Below are 23,912 nucleotides of genomic sequence, written 5' to 3'. Positions count from 1 at the left end.
GATGCTCACGTCGCCGCTATTCAGCGCCGCATAGACGTGATCCTGCAGCGGCTCTTCGGCGTCGGCGGCCGCGACGCGCTGGCTCCTGGCGCAGGGCTTCGAACCGACGATCTTCGAGAAGGCGCCGATGCTGGGCGGGCAGTGGACGGGCCTGCCCGGCCGCAGCGGCGTATGGCCGGGCATGCACACCAACAGCAGCCGCATCCTCACGGCCTTCAGCGACCTCGAGCACGAGACCGACCTCGTCTACCCGCCCAACCGCGAGATTCTCGGCTACCTGCATCGCTATGCCGAGAAGTTCGGCCTTAACCCCCGCATTCTGCTCGGCACGCGGGTCGAACTCGTCGAACGGCACGGCGCGGGGTGGCGTGTCCGTCACGCCGGCGGGGACGAGCTCTTCGCGCGGGTGGTGGTCGCCAGCGGCAGGTTCCACGTCCCCGCCATCCCCGCGGTGCCGGGGCTCGCGACGTTCACCGGGACGGCCGGATCAGTCGCTAGCTACCAGTACCGGGACCCCGCGCCGTACCACGACAAGAGCGTTCTGGTGGCCGGCTGCGCGATCAGCGCCCTCGAGATCGCCGCGGACCTGGCCCACCTGGGCGCGGCGCGGGTAGTGGTGACCCAACGGCGGCAAAGGTACGTCCTGCCGAAGTTCGCCGCCGGCGTGCCCTCCGATAGCCGGATCTACACGCGATACGGCGCCCTGGCCAGTGAGAGCCTTCCCGCGGCCGAGATCGACCGGCAGCTGAAGGAGATCGTCGTCGAGACGGCCGGAAGCCCCGAGCAGTACGGCGCGCCGCGGCCCGACCCGTCCCTGTTCGCGGCCGGCGTGACGCTCAATCAGCATTACCTGACACTCGTCGCCGCGGGCCGGATCACGGTGCGGCCGTGGATAAAGGCCATCGCGGGCACGCGCGTGAGCTTCGCCGACGGGAATGCCGAGGACTTCGACGGGATCGTGTTCGGCACCGGGTTCAAGCTGTCCCTGCCCTTCCTGAGCGAGCACATCCGCGCCATCCTCGACCTCGACGCGGTGCACATGGACGCTGACCGCTACACGTTCCACCCGGACCTCCCGGGAATGGCCTTCGTCGGCATGTGGGACCAGTCGGGTGGATACTTTGTGCCGCTGGAACTTCAGGCCAGGTGGATCGCGTACGCCTGGGGCGGCGCTATCCCGCCCCCGGCCGAGGACCACCAACGCAAGTCGATCGATGAACATCGTTCACGGCGCGGGTCACCACAGAAAACCCAAATGAACTTGGCGGCAATGACTTTCGCCCGCGCAGCGGGGGTAGAGCCGCAGCTGGACAACTGGTCGCACCTGCGGCGGGCCCTGCTGTTCGGTCCGCTGGCACCCAGTTGCTTTCGGCTCGAAGGCCCGGACGCGTTGGCCGATGCCCCGACCCGTTTTTCGCGCGACGCCGCCGCCTTCGGTGCGATCACGTCGGACGAGCTGACAGGTCGCGAAGCGAAGTACTGGTCGCTGGTCGAGAGTGCGGTGAGCTAACGGCGCGGCTTTACGCCAGTTTCGCGAACTCGGCCTGCAGCTCGTCCAGGCGGCGCAGCGTCTCGTCGCGAGGTTCTGTGGGCAGTTCCACCAAAACCTGTTCCAGCCCGAGTGCGCGGTAGCCCTCGAGTTCTTTCGCCGAGTGGTTCCCCATGTGAGATCCGATCACGGGCACGTCGTGGCCGGCGGTGGCGCGCAGTTCCTCGAGCTGACCCGAAAGGGCATCCGCCGACGGACTCATGGCAAGCCAGCCGGCCTTGAGCCGGGCGATGCGCTGGAAGCTCGCCGGCCCGCCGCCCAGGTACAGCGGCGGGTACGGCCGCGTCATCGGTTTCGGCCAGCTGTAGATCGGATCGAAATCGACCAAGTCGCCGTGGAATTCGGCCTCGTCCTGCGTCCAGATCTCGATCATCGCCCGCAGCCGTTCCTCCACCACCCGCCCGCGCACCTTGGGATCGACGCCGTGGTTGGCGATCTCTTCGCGCAGCCAGCCCACCCCCACGCCGAAGCGAAACCGCCCCTCGGAGATCAGATCAAGCGACACGACCTCCTTCGCCGTCAGGATCGGATCGCGCTGCGGGATCAATGCGATACCCGTCCCCAGGAGAAGGCTCTCGGTCGCGACCGCCGCCGCCGTCAACGCGACGAACGGATCGAACGTGCGGTAGTACTTCCGTGGGATGGGGCCGCCCATGGGGTACGGGGTCTTGGCGTTGACCGGAATGTGCGAATGCTCCGCCAGGAACAGCGACGCGAACCCGCGCTCCTCGAGCGCCCGGCCCAGCTCGACCGGGCCGATCCCCTCGTCGGTGATAAAAGTCAGGACACCCAACCGCATGCTTGCTCCCATCGTCATTGCGTCGTCTCCCCTCGCGGAGTCCGGCGGGTCGCGCCCCACAGCCCGACGCCGATGCCGACCACGGCGCCGCCCAAGCCGACCAGCCGCTGCGAGGGTTTCAATTCGTCGTGCACGCTGACGCCGCCGAGCAGGTCGGCCGCGTCGGCGCCGCCGGAGGCCAAAAACCAGCCGCGGGTGTCCTTGCCGCGCAGCGCCGCCGCCGCGAGCAGCCCGCCGATCAGCGCATCGCGATAGCCCATCGAACGCAGCAGCAGTCGCGCCGTCGGCGTCGGCTCTTCCGGATCGCCCCACCACCTGTTCGCCCGGAGCGGATCGATGAGGAACGAGATGCCCGACGCGAGACGGAAACCCCCGGCCAGGAGCGCTGCGCGATCAATCGACATGGCCGCAGCCTAGAGCCAATCGCCCCGGTGAACCACGGTTCACTGAAATCGTTGTTTTCGGTTAACAAGAATTTGCCGGTCCCGGCGAAAAAAGTTGCGGCCGATTGAGAGATCTCGGCAAACACGTTCCTGTGACGCACATTTGCCGTATCGCACCCGATGACGTGTGCCCGACCCCGGGGAAACCTCCGAGACCAGCAATGAATGATCGCCGATAACTCGGGGCGAAACAATTGCACATCAGTTCAATAGCTTTTCCGCGAACATCGCGATGGCTCAGGGACCTTTCGTCACGAAGACTCACCCGACACGGGCTTCACGAAAGCGGTGTGAACGAACGATCAGCGCATTATTTTTGTTAACTATGACGGGACAGGGGGATCCGGCAGCGCGTCCGCAGCAGTACGTCGGCCACACGGTCACGCCCCGACGCAAGAAGCTCGCACCCGATCCCGACGTGCGCCGCGCGATCGTGGACGCCGCGTCGAAATCGGTTCGCGAGCAGGGGGTTCGGGGGCTCAGCGTCGCTACGGTTCTGGAACGCGCCCGGCTGAGCACCCGGGCGTTCTATCGGCACTTTGATTCCAAGGACCAGTTGGTGGCCGCGGTGTTTCTCGAAATGACGCGCAGCGAGGTGTCACGGCTGAAGACCAGGATGTCGGAAGCCACCGACCCCGTCGCGGCCGTGGCCGCCTGGATCGACGGCAGGCTCGACCTCGCTTTCGACGAGGAGATCAAAGCGGAACTGCGCCAGGTGTCCCTGGAGGCCCAATCGAAATCGTTCTCACTTCCCGAGATGGTGACGCCCGCTTACGGTGCGATCCTCGAGCCGCTCATCGAGCAGCTGCAACGCGGCCTGGAGCTCGGCGTGTTCAAGGACATCATTCCGGCGACCGCCGCGAAATCGATCCACGGCGTGGTGTGGGCCGGCACGCAGCGGCAGTGGGCAACGAATCACTGGGACCGCAACGAAGTCCGCGAACGAGCGGTGCGGTTCTGCCTGCGCGGACTGGGCGTGGCGCCCCACACCATCGAAGAACTCATCGCGGGTGACGAGGCCGCGAGTTAGTGGAAACGCGCGTGTCCTGAAATTAATGTTTCCGTTAACGCTGCCGCGGGGTACCTACGCGCTATGAAACATCTGTGCAACCGGGCCACGCCCGTCTGACGCCCATGACCGCCCCCCTGACGCGACGACGGAACAAGCTCGATCCCGACCCCAACGTGCGGTACGCCATCGTCGCCGCCGCATCGAGATCTATGCACGAGCACGGCGTCCGAGGACTCAGTGTTGCGACCGTGCTGGAACACGCGCAGCTGAGCACCCGCGCGTTCTACCGGCACTTCGATTCCAAGGACCAGTTGGTCGCGGCGGTGTTCCTGGAGCTGGCCCGGCACGAGACGCAGCGGCTGAGAGGAAGGATGGCGAACACGGCCGACCCGGTAGAGGCGGTCGTTGCGTGGGTCGACGGGCGACTCGAACTCGCATTCGGCGAAGCCGGTGAGAATGGTGTACGTCGCCTGACCCTGGACGCGCACGCCAAGGGGGTCTCCTCGCCCGAGATGGTCGCACCGGCATACGGCGCGATACTCGAGCCGCTCGTCGAGCAGCTCGAGCGCGGCCTGGAACTCGGTGTCTTCGAGGACATCATCCCGACGACCGCCGCGAAATCGATCCACGGCGTGGTGTGGGCCGGCACGCAGCGGCAGTGGGCCACACATCAATGGGACCGCAATGTGGTTCGCGAACGTGCACTGCGGTTCTGCCTGCGCGGACTCGGCGTTTCGCCGCACCGGATCGAGCAGGTCACCGAGCGACGCACCGCCGCCGGCTGAAGGCGGGCCCGTTCTACTTGGCCGGGCAGGCAGCGGCTAGTTGCGGCGACGCCGGCCACAACGCCACCGTCAACCCGACCGCCGCGACGTCCGATCCTGCCGGCATGACGCTTTCCAGCCGCGTCTGCATTCGCTGCGTTTCCTCGGTGTGCATGACGGCCCAGACGAAGCCGAGGGACAGGTAGGGAATCGCCAGCCACAGCGCCACCTCGATCAGCGCCCCGACGCTGACCTCGTATTGCAGCACGCGGCGCAGCAGGTCCATCGACATGTGAGGGTCTCACAGGGCGCGGCGGATTCGCTACCATGGCCGTCATGGCCGAGCCGTCCCCGGCTGGCGACGAAACGTTCGCGCTCAACCGCGCCGAGACGGTTGCCGTACCCAACAACCCGGCAGCGGATGCCGCAGATCGCACGTCCCCGCGCGCCTATGACGACGAAGTCGGGAGCGAACCCGCGAGCGACCGCCAATCGTGGAGCGCTACCTGGCGCAAGGCCGGCGCGTTGCTCGTCGGTGGTCTTGCCCTCGCGGGGGCGATCATTTTCGCCTTTTGGCTGCTGAGCCCGGGTCCCAAGGGCCCTCAGCCGGCCGCGCCCAAGGGCAGCACGGCGTCCGCGCCGGCTACCCCGTCGGCCTCGGCCGCGCCGTCGTCCATCGCCTCCACCCCGGACCAGGACAACAAGTACGTACAGAACTTGAACGACCACGGCATCTCGTTCGCCAATCCTGAGGCCGCCATCTCCAACGGCAAGATGGTGTGCGCCGACATCGGTCGTGGGGTGTCGGTGCCGGAGATCGTCAACGCGTTTCACGGAAGCAACCCGGGGCTGGACGCCGAGACGTATGTGAGCATCTCCGTCCACGCGTACTGCCCGCAAAACGCCAACCTCGTCGGAGGCGCGCGCTAGCGGGCGCCGACGCCCTGTACGGACCGCCGCAGAAGTGACAAACTTCGACATCGACTATTGACGTGTCGTTGAAACCGAGGAATGCAAACGGTGCGATATTGATTGGACGTGGCGTTACCCGGGGAAGCCCGGCAGGGGGTAGACGTGGTCCGCGAAGTGGCAGCACCCTTGCCGCGCATCCGGGAGTCATAGGAGGCGGCGCATGACTGTCGAGGGCCGCGACGTCCCGACCGGATCGGTGCCTCGTCACGTGCCACGGCCGGTTCGCCGACGGCAGACGCCCGCCGGAGTCCTCGTTGCGGCCGCGGCCTTCGCCGCCGCAGCCCTGGCCGGTCTCATCTCCGTGGGCGTGTATCTGTCGCGCGACAAGACGGCGACATCGCCGGGTCCGCAGACCGTGACGATCAGCGCGTCGTCGGCGGCGATATCCCCGGCCGACGGTGCGGACGCCCAATTCCTGTCCATGTTGGACAGCTACGGCATCAAGGACAACGGCAAGGCTGCGATCCGGCAGCGGTTCATGGAGCTGGGCCACCACACCTGTTTCCTGCTGCTGCCACCGCGGCCGCAATCGCTCGAGTTGACGGTGAACAACATCTTGTCCGCACAGGACCAGGACACCTCCGCCGGCAATCGATGGCCGAAGCGTTTCACCCATGACGACGCGGAGCATTTGGCGCAGTCCGCTGTCGCCGCGTATTGCCCGAGTGCGCAGAAATAGGTCTGCGGGTTTCCTACTTGCGCGGGCGTGGCGCACTGCCGTACAGGCGCAAGGCCTGGGCCGCAGCGGTGGCCACTTCACCACGCAGATCCGAGATCGGCGGACTGCCTCGCAGGTGGATCGAGTTGGAGAGCAGGACGACATAGGTGTCTGAGCCGGGGTCCATCCACAGCGTGGTTCCGGTGAAGCCGGTGTTGCCGAAGCTGCCGACGGGAAAGACGGTGCCCCGCGGCCTGGAAAAACCCGTATCGATGTCCCAGCCGAAGCCGAACAGGTTTTGTCCCCCGACCGCCGGGTAGTTGGTGGTCCGGGCGGCTTCGTTGGCCGCCTCGAGTTGGTGCGCGGTATGTCCGGGTTGCTGGGGAGTCGTCATCAACTCCAGAGTCGCGGCCTGCAGCGGAAACGTGCTGGGGCGACCCGCAAGCCGATCGAGCAGGGCCTGCGCGTAACTGCCGACGTCGTGGGCCGTCGCGAACACACCGGCATTTCCGGCCACTCCCCCCATGCGGCGCGCCGTCGGGTCATGCACGGTGCCACGAAGCAGGTAGCCATAATCCGGGTTTTTGCCCGGATCGGCCCGGCTTTCCTCGTCAAGGGCTGTCGGCGCGATGCGCGGCAACACGCTGGCGTTCCACGCGCCCTCGGGACAAGTTTCGGGCTCGCGTCCCGGCGGCACGGGAGCCCAGGCGATCGCAGCCCCTCGAATCCCATGCGGGCCACAGGCTTTGGTCCCGGGCAGGTAGCGGGTGTCGTCCATGCCAAGCGGCACAAAGACATTCTGCTGAACATAAACGTCTTCTGCCTCGCCGGTGACTTTTTCGAGCAGCGCGCCAAGCAGGATGTAATTGATGTCGGAGTACCGGAAAACGCCACCGGGACCCGACTGCAGCGGCGTGCTGAGCGCGCGATGGATGCCTTCCGTTTTGTCGGCGCCGCCCAGTCCCCACGGGTCGCCCAGGCTTACGTCTATCCCCTCGCCTGACGTGTTCGTCAGCAACATCCGGACCGTCACCTCGGCACGCTGCGGATCGTTTGCCGGGTTGAAGTCCGGCAGATACTTCTGCACGGGATCGTCGAAGGCCACCTTGCCTTGTTCGTACAGCTGCATGACGGCGGTCGCCGTCGCGAGACACTTTGTCAGCGAAGCCAAATCGAAGATCGTGTCCTCGGTCATCGGCTCCCCTGGTGCGGGCGACCCGTCCAGCCCCATCTCGCCGTCCAGCTTGCGCTCCCCATAAGCCTGGTGAAAGACGACCTTGCCGCCGTGCCCGATCACCACCACCGCGCCCGGCAGCCGCCGCGCCGCGATCGCATCGTTCATCAGCTTGGAGACGGCGGCGAATTCGGGTGACGGAGGTTCGGGTGGCACATGCAACACCGGCGGGACCGGCGGCACCTGCAGCACCTGCGGCTGCTGGGGCGCCTCGCTTACCCCCGTACGCCCCGCGTCGCCAGGCGAGGAAGCCGCGGCGAGGATAAGCAAGACGGCGCCGACGGCAACGACCTTTCGCACCGAGACCTTTCGCACCGATGGCTTACCGGGCATGCCGCAAGCGTAAGTCGACGGCTTGGCCGCGCGCAGTCCTATAGTTGATGCCCGGTGGGATCCCCATTCGCGTCCCGGTGCCGGCGGCTTTTCGCGCCGGCCCTCATGGCGGCAGCTGCCGTCATGCTGGTGCAGTGCGCCTCCACGCCGCCACCGCGGGTGGCCACACCGCCGCCGACCGCCCCTCCTTCCGCGCCCGGCGCCACGTCGTCCGCCGCCGCGACCGTTCTGCCGGTGACGCCCGCGGAACTCGGCGCGAGCTGGCGGCCGGGCTGCCCGGTCGAACCCGCTCAGCTCAGGCGGGTCGACGTCGACCACGTCGGTTTTGACGGCCAGACCCACCGCGGCGCCCTGATCGTGCACCAAGACCTGGTACCGGAGGTCATCGCGATCTTCGAGCAGCTTTACCGGCTGGGCTTTCCCATCGAGAAGATCCGCACGGTCGACCACTACCCGACCGCCGATGACGAGCTGTCCATGGCGGACAACAACACTTCGGCGTTCAATTGCCGACGCATTCCGGGATCTGATCAATGGTCCCCACACGCGTACGGCCGGGCGATCGACCTGAACCCGCTTGTCAACCCGTGCATCTACTCCGGCGGTGCTTTCGAACCGACGAACGCCGCGGCCTACGTGGACCGCAACCGCACCGCCCCGGGACTCCTGCACGACGGCGACCCGGCCGTTCGCGTCTTCACCGACCGCGGCTGGCGGTGGGGTGGCGACTGGACGGCTCCCCTCGACTACCAGCATTTCGAGCGGCCCTGAGGCGGCGGCCTAGACGTCGTAGTACAGGGCGAATTCGTACGGGGTCGGCCGCAGGTTGACGGGGGCGATCTCGTAATCGCGCTTATACCTGATCCATGTCTCGATCAGGTCGGGCGTGAACACGCCGCCCTCGGTGAGGTACTCGCTGTCTTCCTCCAGCCGATCGATCACCGTGGACAGCTGGGTGGGCGCCTGCGGGATTTCCGCGGCCTCTTCCGGCGGCAGCTCGTAGAGGTCCTTGTCGACCGGCGGCGGCGGCTCGATCTTGTTCTTGATGCCGTCCAACCCGGCCATCAGCTGGGCCGCGAAGGACAGATACGGGTTGCCCGACGCATCGGGGCAACGGAACTCCAGCCGCTTGGTCTTCGGGTTGTTGCCGGTGATCGGGATGCGCACGCACGCCGAGCGGTTGCGCTGGCTGTAGACCAAATTGATGGGGGCCTCATACCCGGGAACCAGGCGCTTGTAGGAATTGACCGTCGGGTTGGTGAACGCCAGCAACGACGGCGCGTGGTAGAGCAGACCGCCGATGTAGTGCCGCGCGGTGTCGGACAGGCCGGCGTAGCCGGTCTCGTCGTACATCAGCGGGACGCCGTCCTTCCACAGCGACTGGTGGCAGTGCATGCCCGAGCCGTTGTCGCCGAAGAGGGGCTTGGGCATGAACGTCACGGTCTTGCCGGCCTGCCACGCGGTCTGCTTGACGACGTACTTGTACATCTGATGGTCGTCGGCCGCGTGCAGCAGGGTGTTGAACTGATAGTTGATCTCGGCCTGACCACCGCTGCCCACTTCGTGGTGGCCCTTCTCCAGGGAAAAGCCGGCGTTGGTCAGGTGGGTGAGCATCTCGTCGCGCAGGTCGACGTAGTGATCGGTGGGGGCCACCGGGAAGTACCCGCCCTTGGGGCGGACCTTGTAGCCGAGGTTGGGGCCCCCGTCGGACTCGGCCTCCGCGCCGGTGTTCCACCACCCCGATGTCGCGTCCACCTTGTAGAACGAGGTGTCCGTCCGCGAATCGAAGCTGACCGAGTCGAAGATGTAGAACTCGGCTTCCGGGCCGAAGTACGCGGTGTCCGCAACACCGGAGGCGATCAGGTAGTTCTCCGCCTTACGGGCGACGTTGCGCGGATCGCGCGAGTACACCTCGAGGGTGAACGGATCGTGGACAAAGAAGTTCAGGTTCAGCGTTTTGGCGGCACGGAACGGGTCGATCGTCGCGGTTTCGGGATCGGGAAGCAGCAGCATGTCGGACTCGTGGATCGATTGGAACCCGCGAATCGAGGAGCCGTCGAAGGCCAGGCCTTCTTCGAACACGTTCTCGTCGAAGGCGTAAATCGGAACCGTGAAGTGCTGCATGGTGCCTGGCAGGTCGCAAAATCGGACGTCGACGTACTCGATGTTCTCGTCCCTGGCTAGTTGGAAGATATCGTCGGGTGTCTTTTCGGACACAAAATGCTCCTTTGCGCAAGACTTTTCACGTGCGACCGCAGTGGTGCGATGGCTCTCTCTACGCCACAACTATTTCGTCCGCGTGACAAGCTCGGGTCGAACCGGTTGCGTCACAGTAAGACCCGGGCTCGCTCCGGTGGCACATTCCGACCCGGTGCCCGATAGTCGTAGGAATGAAGGCCGTTGCCGCGAAAGACCCCGGTGACACACGAGCGGAACCATCCCGCGAAATGGGAGAGGTTTTCCAATTTCACCGCGAGATCATCGTCTTCGGAGACGACCCGCTGTCGAAGACGATCGCAGAGGAGCTCAGGGGCGCCGGCGCGCGGATCATCAAGATCAACACCGCCGCCGATCTGCTCGGCGCCGGGGTTCATCGCGCGCGCGCCGTCGTCTGCGCCGGGCCCAACGACGCGGTCAATCTCGAAATCGCCCTGCTGGCAAGGGAATACAGCCCGAACGTGCGCGTGGTGGCGCGCCTGGCCAACGACGTGCTGCGCGAGGCGGTGAACGCCGTCAGCGGCCCCGGCGCGATCCTGGACGTCGCCGACCTCGCGACACCCTCCCTCGTCGAGGCCGTGCTGTCGCGTAACGCGCACCAGTTCGAGACGGCCGGCATCGAATTCGTGGTCTGGGGAGCCGAGGCGCCGTACGACGCGACGCTGCGCGAGATCTACGCCGACCTGGCACCGGTTGCGGTGGTCCACGGCAGGAACTCACCATCCCCGGGCGAGGTGGTGCCCTGCCCGGGGCGGGATCTACGGGTCTACGCCGGGGACTGGACGTCGATGATCGGCGTCAAAGACGAGTTGGAGGCCAGGGGGATCACCCTGCCTCCCCCGACCGCCACGCGTTCTCGCCACTCCCGGCTGCGACGCGCCATCGACGCCGCGCGCGCCATGCGCGACGACGCGAACCCCATGCTGGTGCCGTCGTTGGCGTTCGCGCTGTTCCTCACGCTCGGCTCGACGGCCGCGGTGCACTTCACCTATCGGAACCCGCGGTTGTCATGGCTCGATGCGCTGTACTTCACCTCCGAGACGATTACGACCGTCGGTTATGGCGAATTCAGCTTCGCCCAACAGTCCACCCCGTTGCGACTGTTCGTGGTCGGGTTGATGTTCGGCGGCGCGATCGTTACCGCCATCCTCGTCGCGTTCCTCGCGGACCTGCTGCTGTCGCGGCGCTTCCTTCAAACGGCCGGACTCCGACGGGCACGCCACATGCGCGGCCACGTCGTCGTGGTCGGACTGGGTTCCATCGGCGTCCGCGTCGTCAGTGATCTGGCCGCTGCCGGATACGACGTCCTGGTCATCGAGCCGGACGAGAACAACCGCTTCCTGCCGACCGTGGCCGAACTCGATGTTCCGGTGATTTTCGGGGATTCGACGATGCGCCAGACGCTGGAATCGGCGCGCGTAGAGCACGCCCGCGGGGTGGCGGTGGTGACCCAGGACGACATGGAGAACATCGAGACAGGGATCGTCTTGCTGGAGATCTTGGGATCCGATACCAAGGTGCCGATCGTCATGCGCGTTCAAGGCCGGGCGCTGGGCGCTGCGGTGAATCGGCGGTTCGGTTTCGAAAACGTGCGGTCGATTGTCGACCTGGCCGCCCCCTGGTTCATCGGCGCGGCGATGGGTTTGCAAGTGCTCGGCACGTTTTGGGTCGGGCAGCGCTCCTTCATGGTCGGCGGAATGCTGGTGGCGCCGGGCAGCGAGCTGGACGGATTGCGGATGATGGAACTGTCCACCCAAACGCGCGTCATCGCGATCACTCGGCCGGAAGGCCCGGTCAGGTTGCGTCCCCGCCGCGACGCCCGACTCAAAGCCGGCGACACCGTCTACATCATCGGCCCGTACCGCGAGCTGATCACCACGCTGCGCAAGGGCCAGCCGCCACCGCAGACCGCGGTCAATGGGGAGCGCGCGGCGACACTGGCGGCGGCGCGTGCGGCGCACCGGCCGGATGGGCGCCCGCCGCGCTGGGCGCCGGAGCCGGAAGCCTGACGACACCGGATCGGATGAAGTTCGCGACAGAACGACCGAGCGGTGCAAAAGTAGGGCCAATGCACCGACGAATTCTCTGTGTGCCGCTCTTTGTCGCCGCGGTCATCATGTGCCCGACGGCCGGGCCGGCGGCGGCCGCCGTGGACGCGGAGTGCAGCGTCATCGTGCCGGCGGCCGATCGGCTGGAGAACGCGTTCGACCTGGTTTCTCCCGCCGGTACACCGGCTTATGTGGCGGGCCAGGTTCGGAACGCTCTGGCGCCGCTACACGGCTTGAAGAGTGCGGCCGCGGTCGACCTCCGAATTCGCTCGGACATGCTGGCGTCCCAGATCGACGCGAGCGACCCCTACCGGCCGGCTAGCCCAGAACAAATCGCCGGCGATCTTGCCAAGGCGCGGCAGCAACTGGCGACGGCTCGCGCCTACTGCGCGCCGTAGTTACTGCTGCCCCCGGCGCCACTGGCGAATCTGGATGCGCTCCGCGTCAGGCCAGATGGCTTTGGCGGACGGCGATGCGCAGAAGGTTTCCTCGGCCTGACGAAGGCTCATGTCGACCGCGTGGAGGCCGTCTTCCTGGTGGGCGCGGCAAACGACGGTCAGCACCCGATGCGTGTTCGGGTCCACCTCCTCGGCCTCGATCGTCAACACCACGACGAGGGTGTACCCGGCCCCGGTCGGCAGATAGAAGGTGAGGTCGCGGCTGTCCAGCGCGCCGCCGTTGGTCACCAGGTAGCCGTCGCCGCTGGGATAGACGGCCTGTCCGACCATCTGGGTGCGTTCGTAGTGGTTGCGGTCACCCGGCGCGCGCCACACCGCGAACCGGGTGTTCGCGCTGCCGTTGAACGGGTGTCGCGCGATCGGGATGATCAGCTCGTCGCGGCCATCGCCGTCGACATCCTGCAGGACGACGCCCCCCGGGCTCGAGGGCTCCAGCAGCTCATCGATCGTTTGCACCACCTCGCCCGACGGATCGGTCACGACGACCTTCACCGCACCGGGCCCGGACAACTCGGGAACGGTCCAATAGGTGACGGCGAAATCGAGAGCGCCGGAGTGCATTCGGCAGTCCGAATGCGGCGACGTGGCCTGCGGGCTGATCGGTGCGGCGCTCTGCGGGCACGGCGGCAGCGCGGTGTCAGCCGCCCCGGTCGGACACACCGTGGCCGCGGTGGCCATCGTCACGAGCGCGACCAGCAGCGGCAGCCGCTTCACAGCCGCGCACCTATCGTGTCGGCGCCGGCGGGGTCGGAGCGCGAGCGGGAGGGGGCTCGGCCGGCGGGATCTGCTGCTCGACCGGCGGGTGCGACCCGGTCTTGGGGCCGATATCGGAAACCTGCCACATATTGCCCACCTCGTTGACGGTCACCTGCAACAGGATGATCGAGACCTTGGGCGTCGGGTTTTGCAGATTGCGGGTGGTTTGGTGGGCCGACACCACCACCTGGTAGACCCCGCCGGGCTGGGCGACCGGGTCGATGGCCAGCACCTCACCGGTGGAGGTGACCTGGGCCTGCAGCATCACGCTCTTGAGCAAATCGCTGGCGTTGACGTATTTGTCCTTAAGCTGCTGCGACACACCGTCTTCGACGGAGCGGAAGAAGGCGTCGGGGTCTTCGAAGCTGTAGGTCAGCGACTTCAGCGCGTAGTCCTTGGCCAGCTGCGCGACGGTGTCTCGATCGGCCTGCTGTCGACGGAGCTCCGCGAGCTGGCCGCTCACGTGGCGATACTTCATGACCCCGAACACGCCGCAGGCGAGCACCGCCGCCACGAGTACCGCCGCGCCCCATCGCTTGGGGCTGTTCGGCCGCAGCCGCAGCTTCGCCGACCGCTTGGGCCGCGCGTCGTCGTCGGCGCCCGGCTGGGTTTCAGCCTCGTCGGCGCCGACGCCCGTGCTGTCGTCGCCGGCGGCCTCGATCTCGCTGTCGTCTGTCTTTTCGTCTTCGCTGATAGCTGAGTTTGTCATGCCAGTTCTTTCTTTGCCGTAACTTCGTTCGCCGATCACCGATGCCATTCGGGCACGTTGAGTTGGACCCGCATTCCGCCGGTGTCGTTGAAGGTCGATTCCCAGAAGTCGAGCCAATGCCCGGCGTCCACCTTGATGTCGTGTAGCGGCGCGACCGCGGGTTCCAGGACGGTGGTGAACGTACCTAGCGGGCCGGCCAGCATGTCGAGCCATTGGCTGAGCTTGGCGACCAGGACCCCTGCCGGGTCGTCGGGGCCGACCACGCCCACGCCGGTGTGCGAGAGGGTTTCGATTTCGTGGATCATCCGCAAAAACGCCGGCACCGAGCGCGGTAACAGCTTGCCGGTCTCGCTGATCACTTCTCCCGCGTTGATGTCGCCCAAGTTGGTGGTCATCGTGGCGACGTTGCTGAACAGGGTGGACAGCAGCTGCTTGTCGTCGTGGATCACCTTGGCGGTCAACCCCGCGGTTGTGGCCAGGGAATCGACGGTGTCGTCGTTGCCGGCGAACGCCGCGGAGACGTTGTCGATGATGGTGTGCACTTGGTCGAGGTTCAGCGCCGACATCAGGGCATTGGCCTTGGTGAGCAAGTCGGCGCCGGTTACCATCGGCGCGACCCGGTCCGCCGGGATCACCGTCCCGTCGCCCAAGTACGGCGGCGCAATCATTCTCGGCTTGAAGTCGATGTACTGCTCACCGGCCGCGGAAAGGTTTTCCACGCTGATCGCGCTGTCGGCGGGCACCGGGTGCGCGCGGTCGAGGTCGATCGAGACCGCCAGCCCGCTCGCCGTGGTCTCGATACCGGTCACCCGGCCGACCTTGATGCCGCGCATCGTCACCTCCGATGTGGGCATCAGGCCGCCGGAAGTGTTGAGCAGCAACGTGAGTCGGGTGACTTGTTTGGTCGGGCTGATGTCGAGCACACCGATCGACATGTAGGCCGCGCCGGCCAGTGTCATCACCGCCAGGATGGCCAGCGTGGCGCGGGCACCGAATTTCACGGCAGCATTCCCATGCTTTGCATCGCCTTGACCGCCTGGTCGGCCTTGTCGGCGGGATCCACGCCCTCGTGCCCGGTCGGTGGATGAAGTTCGGAAACAATGTATTTCGGGCCGCCATTGCGGAAGAACCCGAGGAGCTTGTAGTGCAGGAATGCGACCAGCTTGTCGGCGAGCACCGGAATGGTGGTGTCGAGGGTTGCCAATGTTCCGACCATTGGCGTGAGGTAGGAGAGCATTTGCATGATGTCGCCGGTGATCGGGTTGGTGAGTTCTCCGCCGAGCTCGCTGACGTCTCGAGAGTCCCCGACGACGTTGAGGATGGCCATCGTGATCGCCGATAGCCCTTGCAGCTTCGGCGGCCCCTCGGTCACCAGCCGGTTGAACACCGTGGTATTGGCCGCCATGTTGGTGGTGATGTTCTCCATGCTGGACAAGATGCCGTCGATGGTGTCCTGGTTGGCCGCCAGGTCATTGAGGACGCCCGCGAGGGTCTGCTGCATCCGGGTCAGCTCGGCGGGGTTTTTCGGGAACGCCTTGTTGGCGTTGACGACGGTGCTTTGCAGCGTGCCGATCGCGCCGCCGGCCACCAGGTTCGACACCGACCGCAAGAGGTCTTCGACGTTGTCGGCCGGGGCGGTGTAGCGCAACGGGATGGTGCCGCCGTCGCGCAGCACCGCCACGTCCCCGGCCCGATCCTCCGGCGGCACGAGGGCGATGTAGATGTCGCCGAGGGGGGTGGCCTGGCGCAGTTCGGCGCGAGTGTTGCCGGGAAGCTTTGTGTCGCCGGCGATATCGACGTAGGCGACCGCCGTGGTGCCGTCGAGCTGAACGTGGTCGAGCACGCCGATCTGCACTCCACCGGAGTCCACCTTGGCCCGGGCGGGCAGGTTGAGCACACTGGAGAACTGGATCTTGATTCGGTAGGCGTGGTCGGGACTGTAGGCGCCGGGGACCGGCAGCCGGGTCGGATCCAGCGAGCACGCCGCCGTCAGGCAAATCGCCATCGCGGTCAGCAGCACGCCCATCGATCGTCGGGTCATGACAGCGCGGCCCCCAGGATCAGATCGGTCAGACCGAGGGTGACCGGGTCCGACGCGGTGCCCGACGCGCACGCCGACGCGGCACCGGGGACATTGCGCTGCCGCAGCCCCTCGCAGATGGCGCCGGCCTGCGACGGCGAAATCGCCACCTGCGGCGGAATATAGGTGACGTTGTGAGTTCCCCACGCCGGCTCGTAGATGTCGCTGAGCCAGTGGCTGAACTGCGGCCACGAGTTGATCATGGCCATGATGGCCGGGGTGTGTCTGGTCAGCATGTCGCTCAGCCAGGCGATCCAGTGGTCGAGTCGTTGATAGACCCGCGGCCCCCACCGGTTGATCGCCTCGACCAAGATCGGCAGCAGGTGCGACAGATGGCTCATGGCGGCCCCGAAGTTGTCCGACAGGCCCTCGACCAATTGGGTCGTCGCCGGAAGCGTTTGGACAAACCCGGCGAAGCTATCCCAGTTCTTGAGGAAGTCCGAGGTAAGGATTTCGCTGTTTTCGAACAGCTGCCGGTAGTCGGCGTCAGCCTTGTAGGGGTCGGCGAGCATGGTGACCAGATCGCGCAGGGTCTGGTTGAGGCCGGCTCCGGTTCCATCCAGCGAGCGGCTGGCCGCGCGCAAGCTGTCGTTGATGGCTTGCACGCCCGGCGCCCGGGACGGGTCCTGGCCGTGTTGGGGTTCCATGATGACGTCGGCGAGCTTGCCTATGGCAGTGAAGGTTTCGCTGATACTGATCGGGGTCTTGGTGGACTTCAGCCTGATGCACGCCGGCCCCGTGAATTTCGGGCCCGAGGTGTAGGGCTTGGTCAGTTCGATGTGGCGGTCGGTGACAATCGATTGCGAGTAGGTGACCGCCCCGACATCGGCCGGCAGGTCAAGGTCGGTGGGCACGGTGAAGTCAACCTCGACGTGGTCGAGCCTGTTGACGATTGCGGTCGTGGTGCCGACCTCGATACCCAGCAGTGCCACCTTGTTGCCGGGATACAGCCCTACCGCGTCGGTGAATTCGGCGCACATCGCACGGGTGTGTGTGGGCATCACGATCCTGGCGCCGAAGACCACCGCCGCCGCGACCGCCGCGACAACGGCCACCACCGCGGCAATACCCCACGGGGAACGCAGCCGCGAGCCGACAGCCGACATCCTGCTCATCTCAACAGTTCCTCATGACGTTGGGCAGGCACAGATCCTGTCCGGGCACCAGCCGGCTGTGTTTGTCGAAGACCACCCCGTTGCCGCTGAGCATCGGCAACACGATGTTCAAGCTCTGCCCCAGGCCCTCGAGCGCCTCGCCCCACCGCTCGGGATGGGCGTTCAGCGTGTCGGTGATGTCTTCGAGTCCGTTGACTACCGGGCCGACCTCCCGGCCGTAAAACACCACGATGCGATCGAGGATGCGGGCCAATTCGCTGAACAGGCCGAAGAACTCGACAATGTCGACCGACTTCGAAGTGTAGGACTGGCCGATGATGTCCAGCTGCTCAAAGAGCGTGATGAGCTGCTTACGCGCGGCGACCGTGGCACGCAGGCCATTGTTGGTGAAGTCCAGGCTGCGATGGAAGTCGGCGGTGGACTTGCTCATCGACGTCGTCAACGCATTGGCCGACCGGAGCAGGTCGCGCACCGCATCGGGAAACTTGTTGGCGGCGTTGGCGACCTCGGTGAACGTGTCGTGGATGACTTGGCCGTTGACGTCCTTGATCAGCGGGGTTGCCGCCTGGATGATGTCGTTGACCTCGAACGGCAACGTGACCCGTTGTGGCGGAATCACGTTGCGGCCCAGCGGCAGAGCGCCCTTCGGGTCGAGCGCCACGTAATGGCCGCCCAGCGGGGTCAGCAGCTTGATGTCCAGTGTGGATTCCGAACCGACCACCACCGAACGCTCGACGTCGAACTTCATCTCGACGGCGGCGCCGTCGAGCCGCACGCCGGTGATCTTCCCGACCGGGATGCCGGCGATACGAACCTGGTCGCCCGCGCGCACCCCGCCGGAGTTGGACAAGCGCGCGACATAACCGGTCTGGCCGGTCGGATTCAAGTAGGCCATCGCGGTGGCGGCCAACGCCGCAACGATGACCACGACGCCGACGATGCCGTGCCGACGGCTGCGGACCGCGGCGGCACGCTCGTCGAGCACCGGACGCCGCCGTCGTACGCTCTTGTCCCCGAACAGCATTACCGGCACACCACCAAGTTCTGCTGTGCGAACGACACCTGCCCGATCCCCGGCAGGGTGACTTCGCCGTGCGAGCACGAAAACGCCGGTCTGGCGGGCTGGTCGTCGGCCAGCCAGTCCCGCATTCCCTGGATCAGCGAGGGCGCGAGCGACAGGCCCGCGATGATCGTCGCGGTCTGCGGCCACATCCGGCTGGACAGGTCGTAGAGCGGAACCGTCGTCCCGTCGAAGGTGTGCTCGGTGTATTGCAAGATATGGGTGGTATTCCGCAGGACGGGCAGCCCGACGTCCATCGCCGCACGAAACTCCTCGGCCTTGGAACCGAACTTCGTCACCACGTCGTTGAGCGTGGCGATGAGATGAAACAGTTGCTGCGATTTGCCGCCCAGATCCTGGGAGATCGCGCTGAGATTGCGGAGCACGGCGGTGATGACCGCCTGGCGGTTCACGGCCAACTTAGAAATGACGTCGAGGTCGTGCAGGAACGGGCCGATGCCATTTTCATCGCCTTGGATCAACCGCAGCAGGTTCTCGCCCAGCAGGTTGAACTGGGCTGGGTCGAGGGTTTGAAATATCGGCCGAAACCCGTTGAACAGCTTCGCCACATCGAACGAGGGAATCGTCTGCCCCAGGCCGAGGGCGCCCCCGGCCCGCAGCCGTTGACCCGGCTTGGCCGGTTGGACGAGTTCCACGTAGCGCTGACCGACCAGCGTTTGATAGCGCACCGCGGCAACGGTGTTGGCGAACACCGGGTGATCGTCTTGCGCGGTGAAATCCACCTTGGCGATCCGGCCGTCGAGCCGGATGGTTTGCACCTTGCCGACCTGGACGCCGGAGATGCGGACGTCGTCACCGGCGTAGAGGCCCGACACATCGGAGAACGCCGCGGTGTAGCGGGAAACCGCCCCGGTGACGGGACTACGCAAGGCGGTCAGCACGATGAGCGTGCACACCACCGATACCGCGGTGAAGATGGTCAGCCAAATCACCGATTTGGTAACACTTCTCATCGGCCACCGCCCTGCGGTGCCGGCGCGGGCGCCGCTGGCTGCGGCGGCGCGGGAGGCAGCGCCGCCGCCAGCCCCGGCATCGTGTCCAGGGTGACCTCGATTTGCATGCGGACCTTGCCATCGATGATCGGAAACGCCGCACTGGTGCGGTCCAGCAGCCCCGAGAGCCGGTCATAGACCGGCGCCTGGCTGCCCTGGAGGTACGAGAGCGGCAGCAACACGTCCATCATCGATTTCATGAAGGGCGCCAGCCACGCGATGTTCTTCGCGAAGATCCGGTCCGTATTGAAGAGGAGCTTTGCGGTCTGATCCAGGATCACGTTCATGCGCTCGACCCCGTCGGGGTGGGCCAGAAATTCCATCCCGTTCAGTAGGTCGTATGCCAATCCGATAAGCGGGATGGCGTCGCTGGCGCCGTTGACCACCGAGGCGAACACCGACAGCGACCGCGAGAACGGCACCTTCTGGGCGTCGACGAGCATCTTGATCAGATCGAAGTAGGACCGGGTCACCGGCTCGGTCAGCTCCGTGTGCCGACGCACTATCTCGATGATGTGGTCGACGTCGGGCGAGTCCACCATCTTGCCGATTTTCTGGCCCTGTCGCAGCAGCCCGGTAATGGAAGTCGACCGGACGTTGGCGCCGATCAGCAGGGTCTGGTTCGGCCTAAGCCGGGCGCCGGTGCCGCTGCTGACCAGCTCGACCGCCGCGAGGCCAAAAGTGTTGGACGACATGAAGTTGGCCGTCGTGTCGGCGGCCAGGGCCCTCGCTTGGCGCGGCTCGAGTTCCACCGTGATCTTCTGCCTGTTGTATCCGGCCGATTGCAGCGTTTTCACCGATCCGATCGTCAGCCCGCGGAACTTCACCTCGGCGCCCGGCGTCAGACCCTCACCGATCGAATCGGCCACCACGGTCAGCTTGAACGTGTCGTCGTAGCCGCCGTTGCCCAGCTCATACAGCGAGATGCCCGCGATACCCACCGCGACCGCGGCGATCAGGCCGCGGATCCGCAACGAGCGCGAACTGGGCGCCCGCACTCCTTGGTCGGGAAACATCGGCACGCCTACCCCGATATCCGGATGCCGGGGTTGTTGCCCCAGAACAACAGAGTCAGCACCATGTCGACGGCGACCACGGTCACGATGCTGGCGCGGATGGCCCGCCCCGAGGCCCGCCCGACACCCTCGGGACCGCCGCTGGCGAAGTAGCCCTGGTAGCAGTGGATGGCAATGATCAGCGTCACGAAGATGGCGGCCTTGAGCACCGAGAAAACCACGTCGGAAGGGTGGATGAACGAGTCGAAGTAGTGGTAGTAGGTGCCCGAGGACTGCCCGTGCAGCACGTTGACCACCAACGCGCACGACACATAGCTCAACGCCAGCGTGACCACATACAGCGGAACGATGGTGATCATCCCGGCGATGACCCGGGTGGTGACCACGAACGGGATCGACTGAATGCCAAGGGCTTCCAACGCGTCGATCTCCTCCGAGATTCGCATGGCGCCGATCTCGGCGGTCATGCGGCATCCCGCCTGGGCCGCGAAGCCGATCCCCGCGATCATCGGCGCCATCTCCCGGGTGTTCGCATACGCGGAGACGAACCCGGTCAGCGGGCCCATGCCGACCATGTCCAGGGCCCCGTAGCCTTCGATTCCCACCGAACCGCCGACCGCCGCGCCCATGAAGATCAGCACGCCGATGGTGCCGCCACCGACGATGAGCGACCCGTTCCCCCAGATCATGTCGACCAACAGCACCCCGGTCTGGTGCCGGTAACGCTTCAGCGTGTGCGGGATCGCACCGAGCACCTGGAACAGGAAGGTGACCTGGTGACCGAGGCGCTGGATCACCGAGTCACCCCGGCCGGCGACCCAGGACGACGCCCGCAGGGGCGCGGGTAGGTACCGTGCCGGCGTTGCCATCAGCCCACTCTTAGCGGCATGGACATCGACAGTCCCTGGGTGATCAGCAGGTTGAGAACGAACACCGCCACGATGCCGATGACCACGGAGGCGTTGACTGCGTCGGCCACGCCGCGCGCACCGCCCTTGGCCTCGAGACCACGCTGGCAGGCCACGAGGATCACGACCACGCCGAAAAGCCAGGTCTTCAGGATGGCGACGATGACGTCGTTGACGCTCGCAAAGGACGCGAACGACGCGATATAGCTACCCGGGGTGCCGGACTGGAAGCCCACGTTGATGGCGTAGCCCGCCGCCAGCCCCATAAAGATGATGAAGGAGCACAGCACTGGCGCCACGATCACGATCGCTGCCAGCCGTGGGGTGACCAGCCGTTGCACCGGGTCGATGCCCATGACGCGCAGCGCATCGACCTCTTCACGAATGGTGCGGGCGCCGAGGTCGGTGGCGACGGCCGAACCGGCCGCACCGCCCAGCAACAGCGCGGCGACCACCGGTGCGCCCTGTCGGATCACGCCGAGGCCGCCGGCAGCACCGGAGACCGACGAGGCGCCGACCTGCTGGATGAAGTTGCCCACCTGCACCGCCACGATGACCCCGAACGGGATGGACACCAGCAACGCAGGTATCGCCGTGACGCTGATGATGAACCAGGCCTGGTTGAGGGTGTCGCGCCACGGGTGCCGCAACCTGATCAAGTCCCTGATCAGGTATCCGAACGACTGAGCGGCCAGGTCGAAGAAGCGACCTAATGTCTGCAACGAGGAATCGAGCTGGTTGGCGCCGTAGCGCACCGGTTTGCCCAGCATCGTGAGAAAGTGGCGACCGGCAACTGGCTCCGGGGCAGCCGGGCGATCTTCTGGCTCGGCGGACTTCAGCAGGTCGGAGAGGTATTCGCCGTTGGTGGTGGTGCTCGCATCGACGTCGACAGAGACTTCGTTGTCTGCTGTCTCAGTGGTTGGTTCCGCCGCTGTCGCGTCGTGCACACCTGCGGTCAACGGCAAATTCCTTCCTGATCGCTGTCAGGACTTCGCCCCCAGCACATATAAGCATGTTTGACATGTGTTTATCAGCGGTACGTGCGTTCTATCAGCGGCACCGAGCGTCTGTTCATGGAAGCAGCCGAGTGTGACGTACGACACACTTATGGGATCGGCGGGCCCAAGGTGAAGATCTGGACCGCCGCAGATTTGCCCTTCACGGAGTGGGACCCCCGGTCGATGAGCCCCGGCGGGGTTGACTCCAGTGCGTCAACACATGACTTGGTGAGAAGGATCGCGTCGCCCGTGGTCTTGGTGAGCTGCTCGACGCGCGCCGCGACGTTGACGGCGTCACCGATCAGCGTGAATTCGAGCTTGCCTCCCCCACCAATGGTGCCGGCGATGACGACACCCGTGTTGATGCCGATTCCGATCCGAAGCGCGCCCTCGAATCGCTCGCCGACGAGCCGCTGAATCGAGACGGCGACGGACACCGCTGCGTCGGCATGATGCGCAAGATCATTCGGTGCGCCGAAGACCGCCAACGCCCCGTCGCCGAGGAATTTGTTGACGTGGCCACCGGCGTCGACGACGGCAGGGACCACGATCTCGAACAGGGCGTTGAGCCGTGCGACCGTGTCCTCGGCGGTGTTCGCTTCGGCGAACGGGGTGAAATCGCGAATGTCGACGAACATCACCGTGACCTCGCGGCGCTCGCCGGTGAACACGTCGTCGCCCTGCTCGAGCAGCCTCGCCGCCAGCACCGGGTCGACGTAGGTCCCGAATGCCCCCTGGAGCCGTTGCCGCTCGGCCAAACCCGCCTGCATGCGGTTGAACGACGCCGCCAGCGCGCCCAGGTCGTCGTCCTGGACGACCGGCAGGCGCTGACCGTAGTCCCCCGCCGCGACACGTTCGGCTCCCGCGGCGAGGTCGCGAATGGGTTGCAGGGAGTGTGAGAACCCGATGCCGACGGTGATCGGTACCGCGTACACAACCGCCAACGCGCATCCGATCACCAGGGCAAGGATCGGAGCGTCACGGACATGACCCAGCACGGCTACTAGCCACGCGCCGCTGGCGGCGTACGCAAATGCTGCCGCAACCACCGACACGTTCGACCGCACGGCAAAAGTCGGACGAGAGCGCGGCAGCGAATCGCCGATGCCTGTGTCACCAGCGAGGGCGATTCTGACCGGCCGCATTGTTGCGTCCACGATGCTGTGGAACGCGACCAGCTGGATCGCCACTCCGAGGGCGGCGCCGAGTATCCCGTATTGGATCAGCCGGGACAATGTCGCTCCGGCGATCGCGCCGACGAGTACCGACAGCACGGCGGCCCATACGCCGGTGGCCCACATCGTTCGAGGAACCGTCGCCCGAGAGTAGGAATAGGTGGCATCGAGGGCGATTGCTCGATCGACGTCGTGGCCCGCTGCCCACCGCTCCCAAAGGCGTGCCCATCGGCGATTCGGAAAAGACATGATGCCCACGAGCACCAGCACGGCGACGACGGTGACGCCCGTCGTGCCGACGTAACGGCCGGACTTCTCAAAAGCGGTAATCGGCAATGCCAAGAGGATGAGGTAGATCGGTAGCGATACGAGGAACGCAGCCACCGCCAGTGCCCACCAGTAGTACTTTGCCCCGCAGCGATCCCATATCCACTGCCAGATGCGGTCCATGGCAGGAGATTAAAGCTCCGCAGGGCGCGATGAGCGGAGAAAGGGGCGCAAGCGTCTGTTCTCGGGTCTTGACGCGGTCAGGCGCCCAGGGGGGGTTCAACTGGTATGCGCCCCCCCCCCCCCCCCCCACTGCAGCACCCCCCTG

General features: G+C 65.9%; 25 protein-coding genes. 8 read left to right on the top strand and 17 right to left on the bottom strand.

Annotation, left to right across the window (positions count from 1 at the left end; translation table 11 throughout):
* Positions 1–85 precede the first annotated feature (85 nt).
* Positions 86–1,510, top strand: a complete 1,425-nt coding sequence (locus tag A5787_RS00490; protein WP_066959976.1) for an NAD(P)/FAD-dependent oxidoreductase — start codon at positions 86–88, stop codon at positions 1,508–1,510.
* Positions 1,511–1,520: 10 nt separating this feature from the next.
* On the opposite strand, the gene A5787_RS00485 is transcribed toward A5787_RS00490, so the two are convergent.
* Both A5787_RS00485 and A5787_RS00480 read right to left on the bottom strand, forming a co-directional pair.
* Positions 1,521–2,348: an LLM class F420-dependent oxidoreductase gene (locus A5787_RS00485; protein ID WP_066959973.1), complete on the bottom strand. Its 828-nt coding sequence runs from the start codon at positions 2,346–2,348 to the stop codon at positions 1,521–1,523.
* 14 nt (positions 2,349–2,362) lie between these two features.
* Positions 2,363–2,752 carry a DUF4267 domain-containing protein gene (locus A5787_RS00480; protein WP_066959970.1) on the bottom strand — a complete coding sequence of 130 codons (390 nt, stop codon included), beginning with the start codon at positions 2,750–2,752 and terminating at the stop codon, positions 2,363–2,365.
* Positions 2,753–3,116: 364 nt separating this feature from the next.
* Here A5787_RS00480 and A5787_RS00475 point away from each other — a divergent pair, with 364 nt between their 5' ends.
* Positions 3,117–3,821 (top strand): TetR/AcrR family transcriptional regulator, encoded by a 705-nt coding sequence (locus tag A5787_RS00475; protein ID WP_066959967.1) that lies wholly within the window; start codon positions 3,117–3,119, stop codon positions 3,819–3,821.
* A 104-nt stretch (positions 3,822–3,925) separates the two neighbouring features.
* Complete coding sequence (locus A5787_RS00470) at positions 3,926–4,588, top strand: TetR/AcrR family transcriptional regulator (protein WP_066959964.1); 663 nt, start codon at positions 3,926–3,928, stop codon at positions 4,586–4,588.
* A gap of 13 nt (positions 4,589–4,601) precedes the next feature.
* Here the strand turns inward: A5787_RS00470 and A5787_RS00465 are convergent, their stop codons facing one another.
* Positions 4,602–4,859, bottom strand: coding sequence for a hypothetical protein (locus A5787_RS00465; RefSeq protein WP_082976998.1), 258 nt, complete (start codon positions 4,857–4,859; stop codon positions 4,602–4,604).
* A 44-nt stretch (positions 4,860–4,903) separates the two neighbouring features.
* Here A5787_RS00465 and A5787_RS00460 point away from each other — a divergent pair, with 44 nt between their 5' ends.
* Both A5787_RS00460 and A5787_RS00455 read left to right on the top strand, forming a co-directional pair.
* Positions 4,904–5,497 carry a DUF732 domain-containing protein gene (locus A5787_RS00460; protein ID WP_197506926.1) on the top strand — a complete coding sequence of 198 codons (594 nt, stop codon included), beginning with the start codon at positions 4,904–4,906 and terminating at the stop codon, positions 5,495–5,497.
* 202 nt (positions 5,498–5,699) lie between these two features.
* A complete protein-coding gene (locus A5787_RS00455) occupies positions 5,700–6,218 on the top strand; it encodes a DUF732 domain-containing protein (RefSeq protein WP_082976997.1) in 519 nt (172 codons plus the stop codon).
* 13 nt (positions 6,219–6,231) lie between these two features.
* Here A5787_RS00455 and A5787_RS00450 read toward each other — a convergent pair whose 3' ends face one another.
* Positions 6,232–7,764 (bottom strand): serine hydrolase, encoded by a 1,533-nt coding sequence (locus A5787_RS00450; RefSeq protein WP_082976996.1) that lies wholly within the window; start codon positions 7,762–7,764, stop codon positions 6,232–6,234.
* A gap of 105 nt (positions 7,765–7,869) precedes the next feature.
* On the opposite strand from A5787_RS00450, the gene A5787_RS00445 reads away from it, so the two are divergent.
* Positions 7,870–8,535 (top strand): M15 family metallopeptidase, encoded by a 666-nt coding sequence (locus tag A5787_RS00445; RefSeq protein ID WP_082976995.1) that lies wholly within the window; start codon positions 7,870–7,872, stop codon positions 8,533–8,535.
* A gap of 9 nt (positions 8,536–8,544) precedes the next feature.
* On the opposite strand, the gene glnA is transcribed toward A5787_RS00445, so the two are convergent.
* Positions 8,545–9,981 (bottom strand): type I glutamate--ammonia ligase, encoded by a 1,437-nt coding sequence (gene glnA, locus A5787_RS00440; RefSeq protein WP_066959953.1) that lies wholly within the window; start codon positions 9,979–9,981, stop codon positions 8,545–8,547.
* Positions 9,982–10,211: 230 nt separating this feature from the next.
* Here glnA and A5787_RS00435 point away from each other — a divergent pair, with 230 nt between their 5' ends.
* Together A5787_RS00435 and A5787_RS00430 are read left to right on the top strand one after the other, a co-directional pair.
* Complete coding sequence (locus tag A5787_RS00435) at positions 10,212–11,990, top strand: NAD-binding protein (protein WP_082976994.1); 1,779 nt, start codon at positions 10,212–10,214, stop codon at positions 11,988–11,990.
* Between the two features lie 80 nt (positions 11,991–12,070).
* Positions 12,071–12,427: a hypothetical protein gene (locus tag A5787_RS00430; RefSeq protein WP_231993737.1), complete on the top strand. Its 357-nt coding sequence runs from the start codon at positions 12,071–12,073 to the stop codon at positions 12,425–12,427.
* Here A5787_RS00430 and A5787_RS00425 read toward each other — a convergent pair whose 3' ends face one another.
* From A5787_RS00425 to A5787_RS00375, 12 genes are all read right to left on the bottom strand, one after another.
* A complete protein-coding gene (locus tag A5787_RS00425; protein WP_066959982.1) occupies positions 12,428–13,165 on the bottom strand; it encodes a hypothetical protein in 738 nt (245 codons plus the stop codon).
* Between the two features lie 46 nt (positions 13,166–13,211).
* Positions 13,212–13,952: a hypothetical protein gene (locus A5787_RS00420; RefSeq protein ID WP_066959947.1), complete on the bottom strand. Its 741-nt coding sequence runs from the start codon at positions 13,950–13,952 to the stop codon at positions 13,212–13,214.
* Between the two features lie 35 nt (positions 13,953–13,987).
* Positions 13,988–14,953: an MlaD family protein gene (locus A5787_RS00415; RefSeq protein ID WP_066959944.1), complete on the bottom strand. Its 966-nt coding sequence runs from the start codon at positions 14,951–14,953 to the stop codon at positions 13,988–13,990.
* Positions 14,950–15,993 (bottom strand): MlaD family protein, encoded by a 1,044-nt coding sequence (locus A5787_RS00410; RefSeq protein WP_066959941.1) that lies wholly within the window; start codon positions 15,991–15,993, stop codon positions 14,950–14,952. The genes A5787_RS00415 and A5787_RS00410 overlap by 4 nt, the downstream gene beginning before the upstream one ends.
* Entirely contained in the window at positions 15,990–17,147 is a 1,158-nt protein-coding gene (locus A5787_RS00405) for an MlaD family protein (RefSeq protein WP_066959938.1), read from the bottom strand. The genes A5787_RS00410 and A5787_RS00405 overlap by 4 nt, the downstream gene beginning before the upstream one ends.
* Before the next feature lies 1 nt (position 17,148).
* The gene (locus A5787_RS00400) at positions 17,149–18,042 is read right to left on the bottom strand and encodes an MlaD family protein (protein WP_369829061.1); all 894 of its coding nucleotides are present in this window, start codon (positions 18,040–18,042) and stop codon (positions 17,149–17,151) included.
* Positions 18,030–18,119, bottom strand: a complete 90-nt coding sequence (locus tag A5787_RS28705) for a hypothetical protein (RefSeq protein ID WP_369829060.1) — start codon at positions 18,117–18,119, stop codon at positions 18,030–18,032. The genes A5787_RS00400 and A5787_RS28705 overlap by 13 nt, the downstream gene beginning before the upstream one ends.
* A 51-nt stretch (positions 18,120–18,170) precedes the next feature.
* A complete protein-coding gene (locus A5787_RS00395; RefSeq protein WP_066959932.1) occupies positions 18,171–19,181 on the bottom strand; it encodes an MlaD family protein in 1,011 nt (336 codons plus the stop codon).
* On the bottom strand, positions 19,178–20,236 hold the full coding sequence (locus A5787_RS00390; RefSeq protein ID WP_066959979.1) for an MlaD family protein: 1,059 nt from the start codon (positions 20,234–20,236) through the stop codon (positions 19,178–19,180). The genes A5787_RS00395 and A5787_RS00390 overlap by 4 nt, the downstream gene beginning before the upstream one ends.
* 8 nt (positions 20,237–20,244) lie before the next feature.
* Positions 20,245–21,105: an ABC transporter permease gene (locus A5787_RS00385; protein ID WP_066959929.1), complete on the bottom strand. Its 861-nt coding sequence runs from the start codon at positions 21,103–21,105 to the stop codon at positions 20,245–20,247.
* Positions 21,105–21,914, bottom strand: a complete 810-nt coding sequence (locus A5787_RS00380) for an ABC transporter permease (protein ID WP_082977000.1) — start codon at positions 21,912–21,914, stop codon at positions 21,105–21,107. Before A5787_RS00380 ends, A5787_RS00385 begins: the two co-directional genes overlap by 1 nt.
* Before the next feature lie 335 nt (positions 21,915–22,249).
* Positions 22,250–23,767, bottom strand: coding sequence for an adenylate/guanylate cyclase domain-containing protein (locus tag A5787_RS00375; RefSeq protein WP_066959923.1), 1,518 nt, complete (start codon positions 23,765–23,767; stop codon positions 22,250–22,252).
* Positions 23,768–23,912: the final 145 nt, after the last annotated feature.

It is taken from the genome of Mycobacterium sp. 852002-50816_SCH5313054-b, from assembly GCF_001667185.1.
Lineage (GTDB): Bacteria > Actinomycetota > Actinomycetes > Mycobacteriales > Mycobacteriaceae > Mycobacterium.
This window is presented reverse-complemented; position numbering and strand designations above follow the sequence as displayed.

Bases quoted from the DNA above. Each gene is read 5' to 3' on its own strand.
- A5787_RS00405 (WP_066959938.1), bottom strand. From the start codon at position 17,147: ATGAGCAGGATGTCGGCTGTCGGCTCGCGGCTGCGTTCCCCGTGGGGT.
- A5787_RS00395 (WP_066959932.1), bottom strand. From the start codon at position 19,181: ATGAGAAGTGTTACCAAATCGGTGATTTGGCTGACCATCTTCACCGCG.
- A5787_RS00480 (WP_066959970.1), bottom strand. From the start codon at position 2,752: ATGTCGATTGATCGCGCAGCGCTCCTGGCCGGGGGTTTCCGTCTCGCG.
- A5787_RS00445 (WP_082976995.1), top strand. From the start codon at position 7,870: ATGGCGGCAGCTGCCGTCATGCTGGTGCAGTGCGCCTCCACGCCGCCA.
- A5787_RS00460 (WP_197506926.1), top strand. From the start codon at position 4,904: ATGGCCGAGCCGTCCCCGGCTGGCGACGAAACGTTCGCGCTCAACCGC.
- A5787_RS00400 (WP_369829061.1), bottom strand. From the start codon at position 18,042: ATGGCCTACTTGAATCCGACCGGCCAGACCGGTTATGTCGCGCGCTTG.
- A5787_RS00425 (WP_066959982.1), bottom strand. From the start codon at position 13,165: ATGGCCACCGCGGCCACGGTGTGTCCGACCGGGGCGGCTGACACCGCG.
- A5787_RS00470 (WP_066959964.1), top strand. From the start codon at position 3,926: ATGACCGCCCCCCTGACGCGACGACGGAACAAGCTCGATCCCGACCCC.
- A5787_RS00455 (WP_082976997.1), top strand. From the start codon at position 5,700: ATGACTGTCGAGGGCCGCGACGTCCCGACCGGATCGGTGCCTCGTCAC.
- A5787_RS00485 (WP_066959973.1), bottom strand. From the start codon at position 2,348: ATGCGGTTGGGTGTCCTGACTTTTATCACCGACGAGGGGATCGGCCCG.
- A5787_RS00380 (WP_082977000.1), bottom strand. From the start codon at position 21,914: ATGCTGGGCAAACCGGTGCGCTACGGCGCCAACCAGCTCGATTCCTCG.
- A5787_RS00435 (WP_082976994.1), top strand. From the start codon at position 10,212: ATGGGAGAGGTTTTCCAATTTCACCGCGAGATCATCGTCTTCGGAGAC.
- A5787_RS00390 (WP_066959979.1), bottom strand. From the start codon at position 20,236: ATGTTTCCCGACCAAGGAGTGCGGGCGCCCAGTTCGCGCTCGTTGCGG.
- A5787_RS00420 (WP_066959947.1), bottom strand. From the start codon at position 13,952: ATGACAAACTCAGCTATCAGCGAAGACGAAAAGACAGACGACAGCGAG.
- A5787_RS00385 (WP_066959929.1), bottom strand. From the start codon at position 21,105: ATGGCAACGCCGGCACGGTACCTACCCGCGCCCCTGCGGGCGTCGTCC.
- A5787_RS00450 (WP_082976996.1), bottom strand. From the start codon at position 7,764: ATGCCCGGTAAGCCATCGGTGCGAAAGGTCTCGGTGCGAAAGGTCGTT.
- A5787_RS00410 (WP_066959941.1), bottom strand. From the start codon at position 15,993: ATGACCCGACGATCGATGGGCGTGCTGCTGACCGCGATGGCGATTTGC.
- A5787_RS00375 (WP_066959923.1), bottom strand. From the start codon at position 23,767: ATGGACCGCATCTGGCAGTGGATATGGGATCGCTGCGGGGCAAAGTAC.
- A5787_RS00475 (WP_066959967.1), top strand. From the start codon at position 3,117: ATGACGGGACAGGGGGATCCGGCAGCGCGTCCGCAGCAGTACGTCGGC.
- A5787_RS00465 (WP_082976998.1), bottom strand. From the start codon at position 4,859: ATGTCGATGGACCTGCTGCGCCGCGTGCTGCAATACGAGGTCAGCGTC.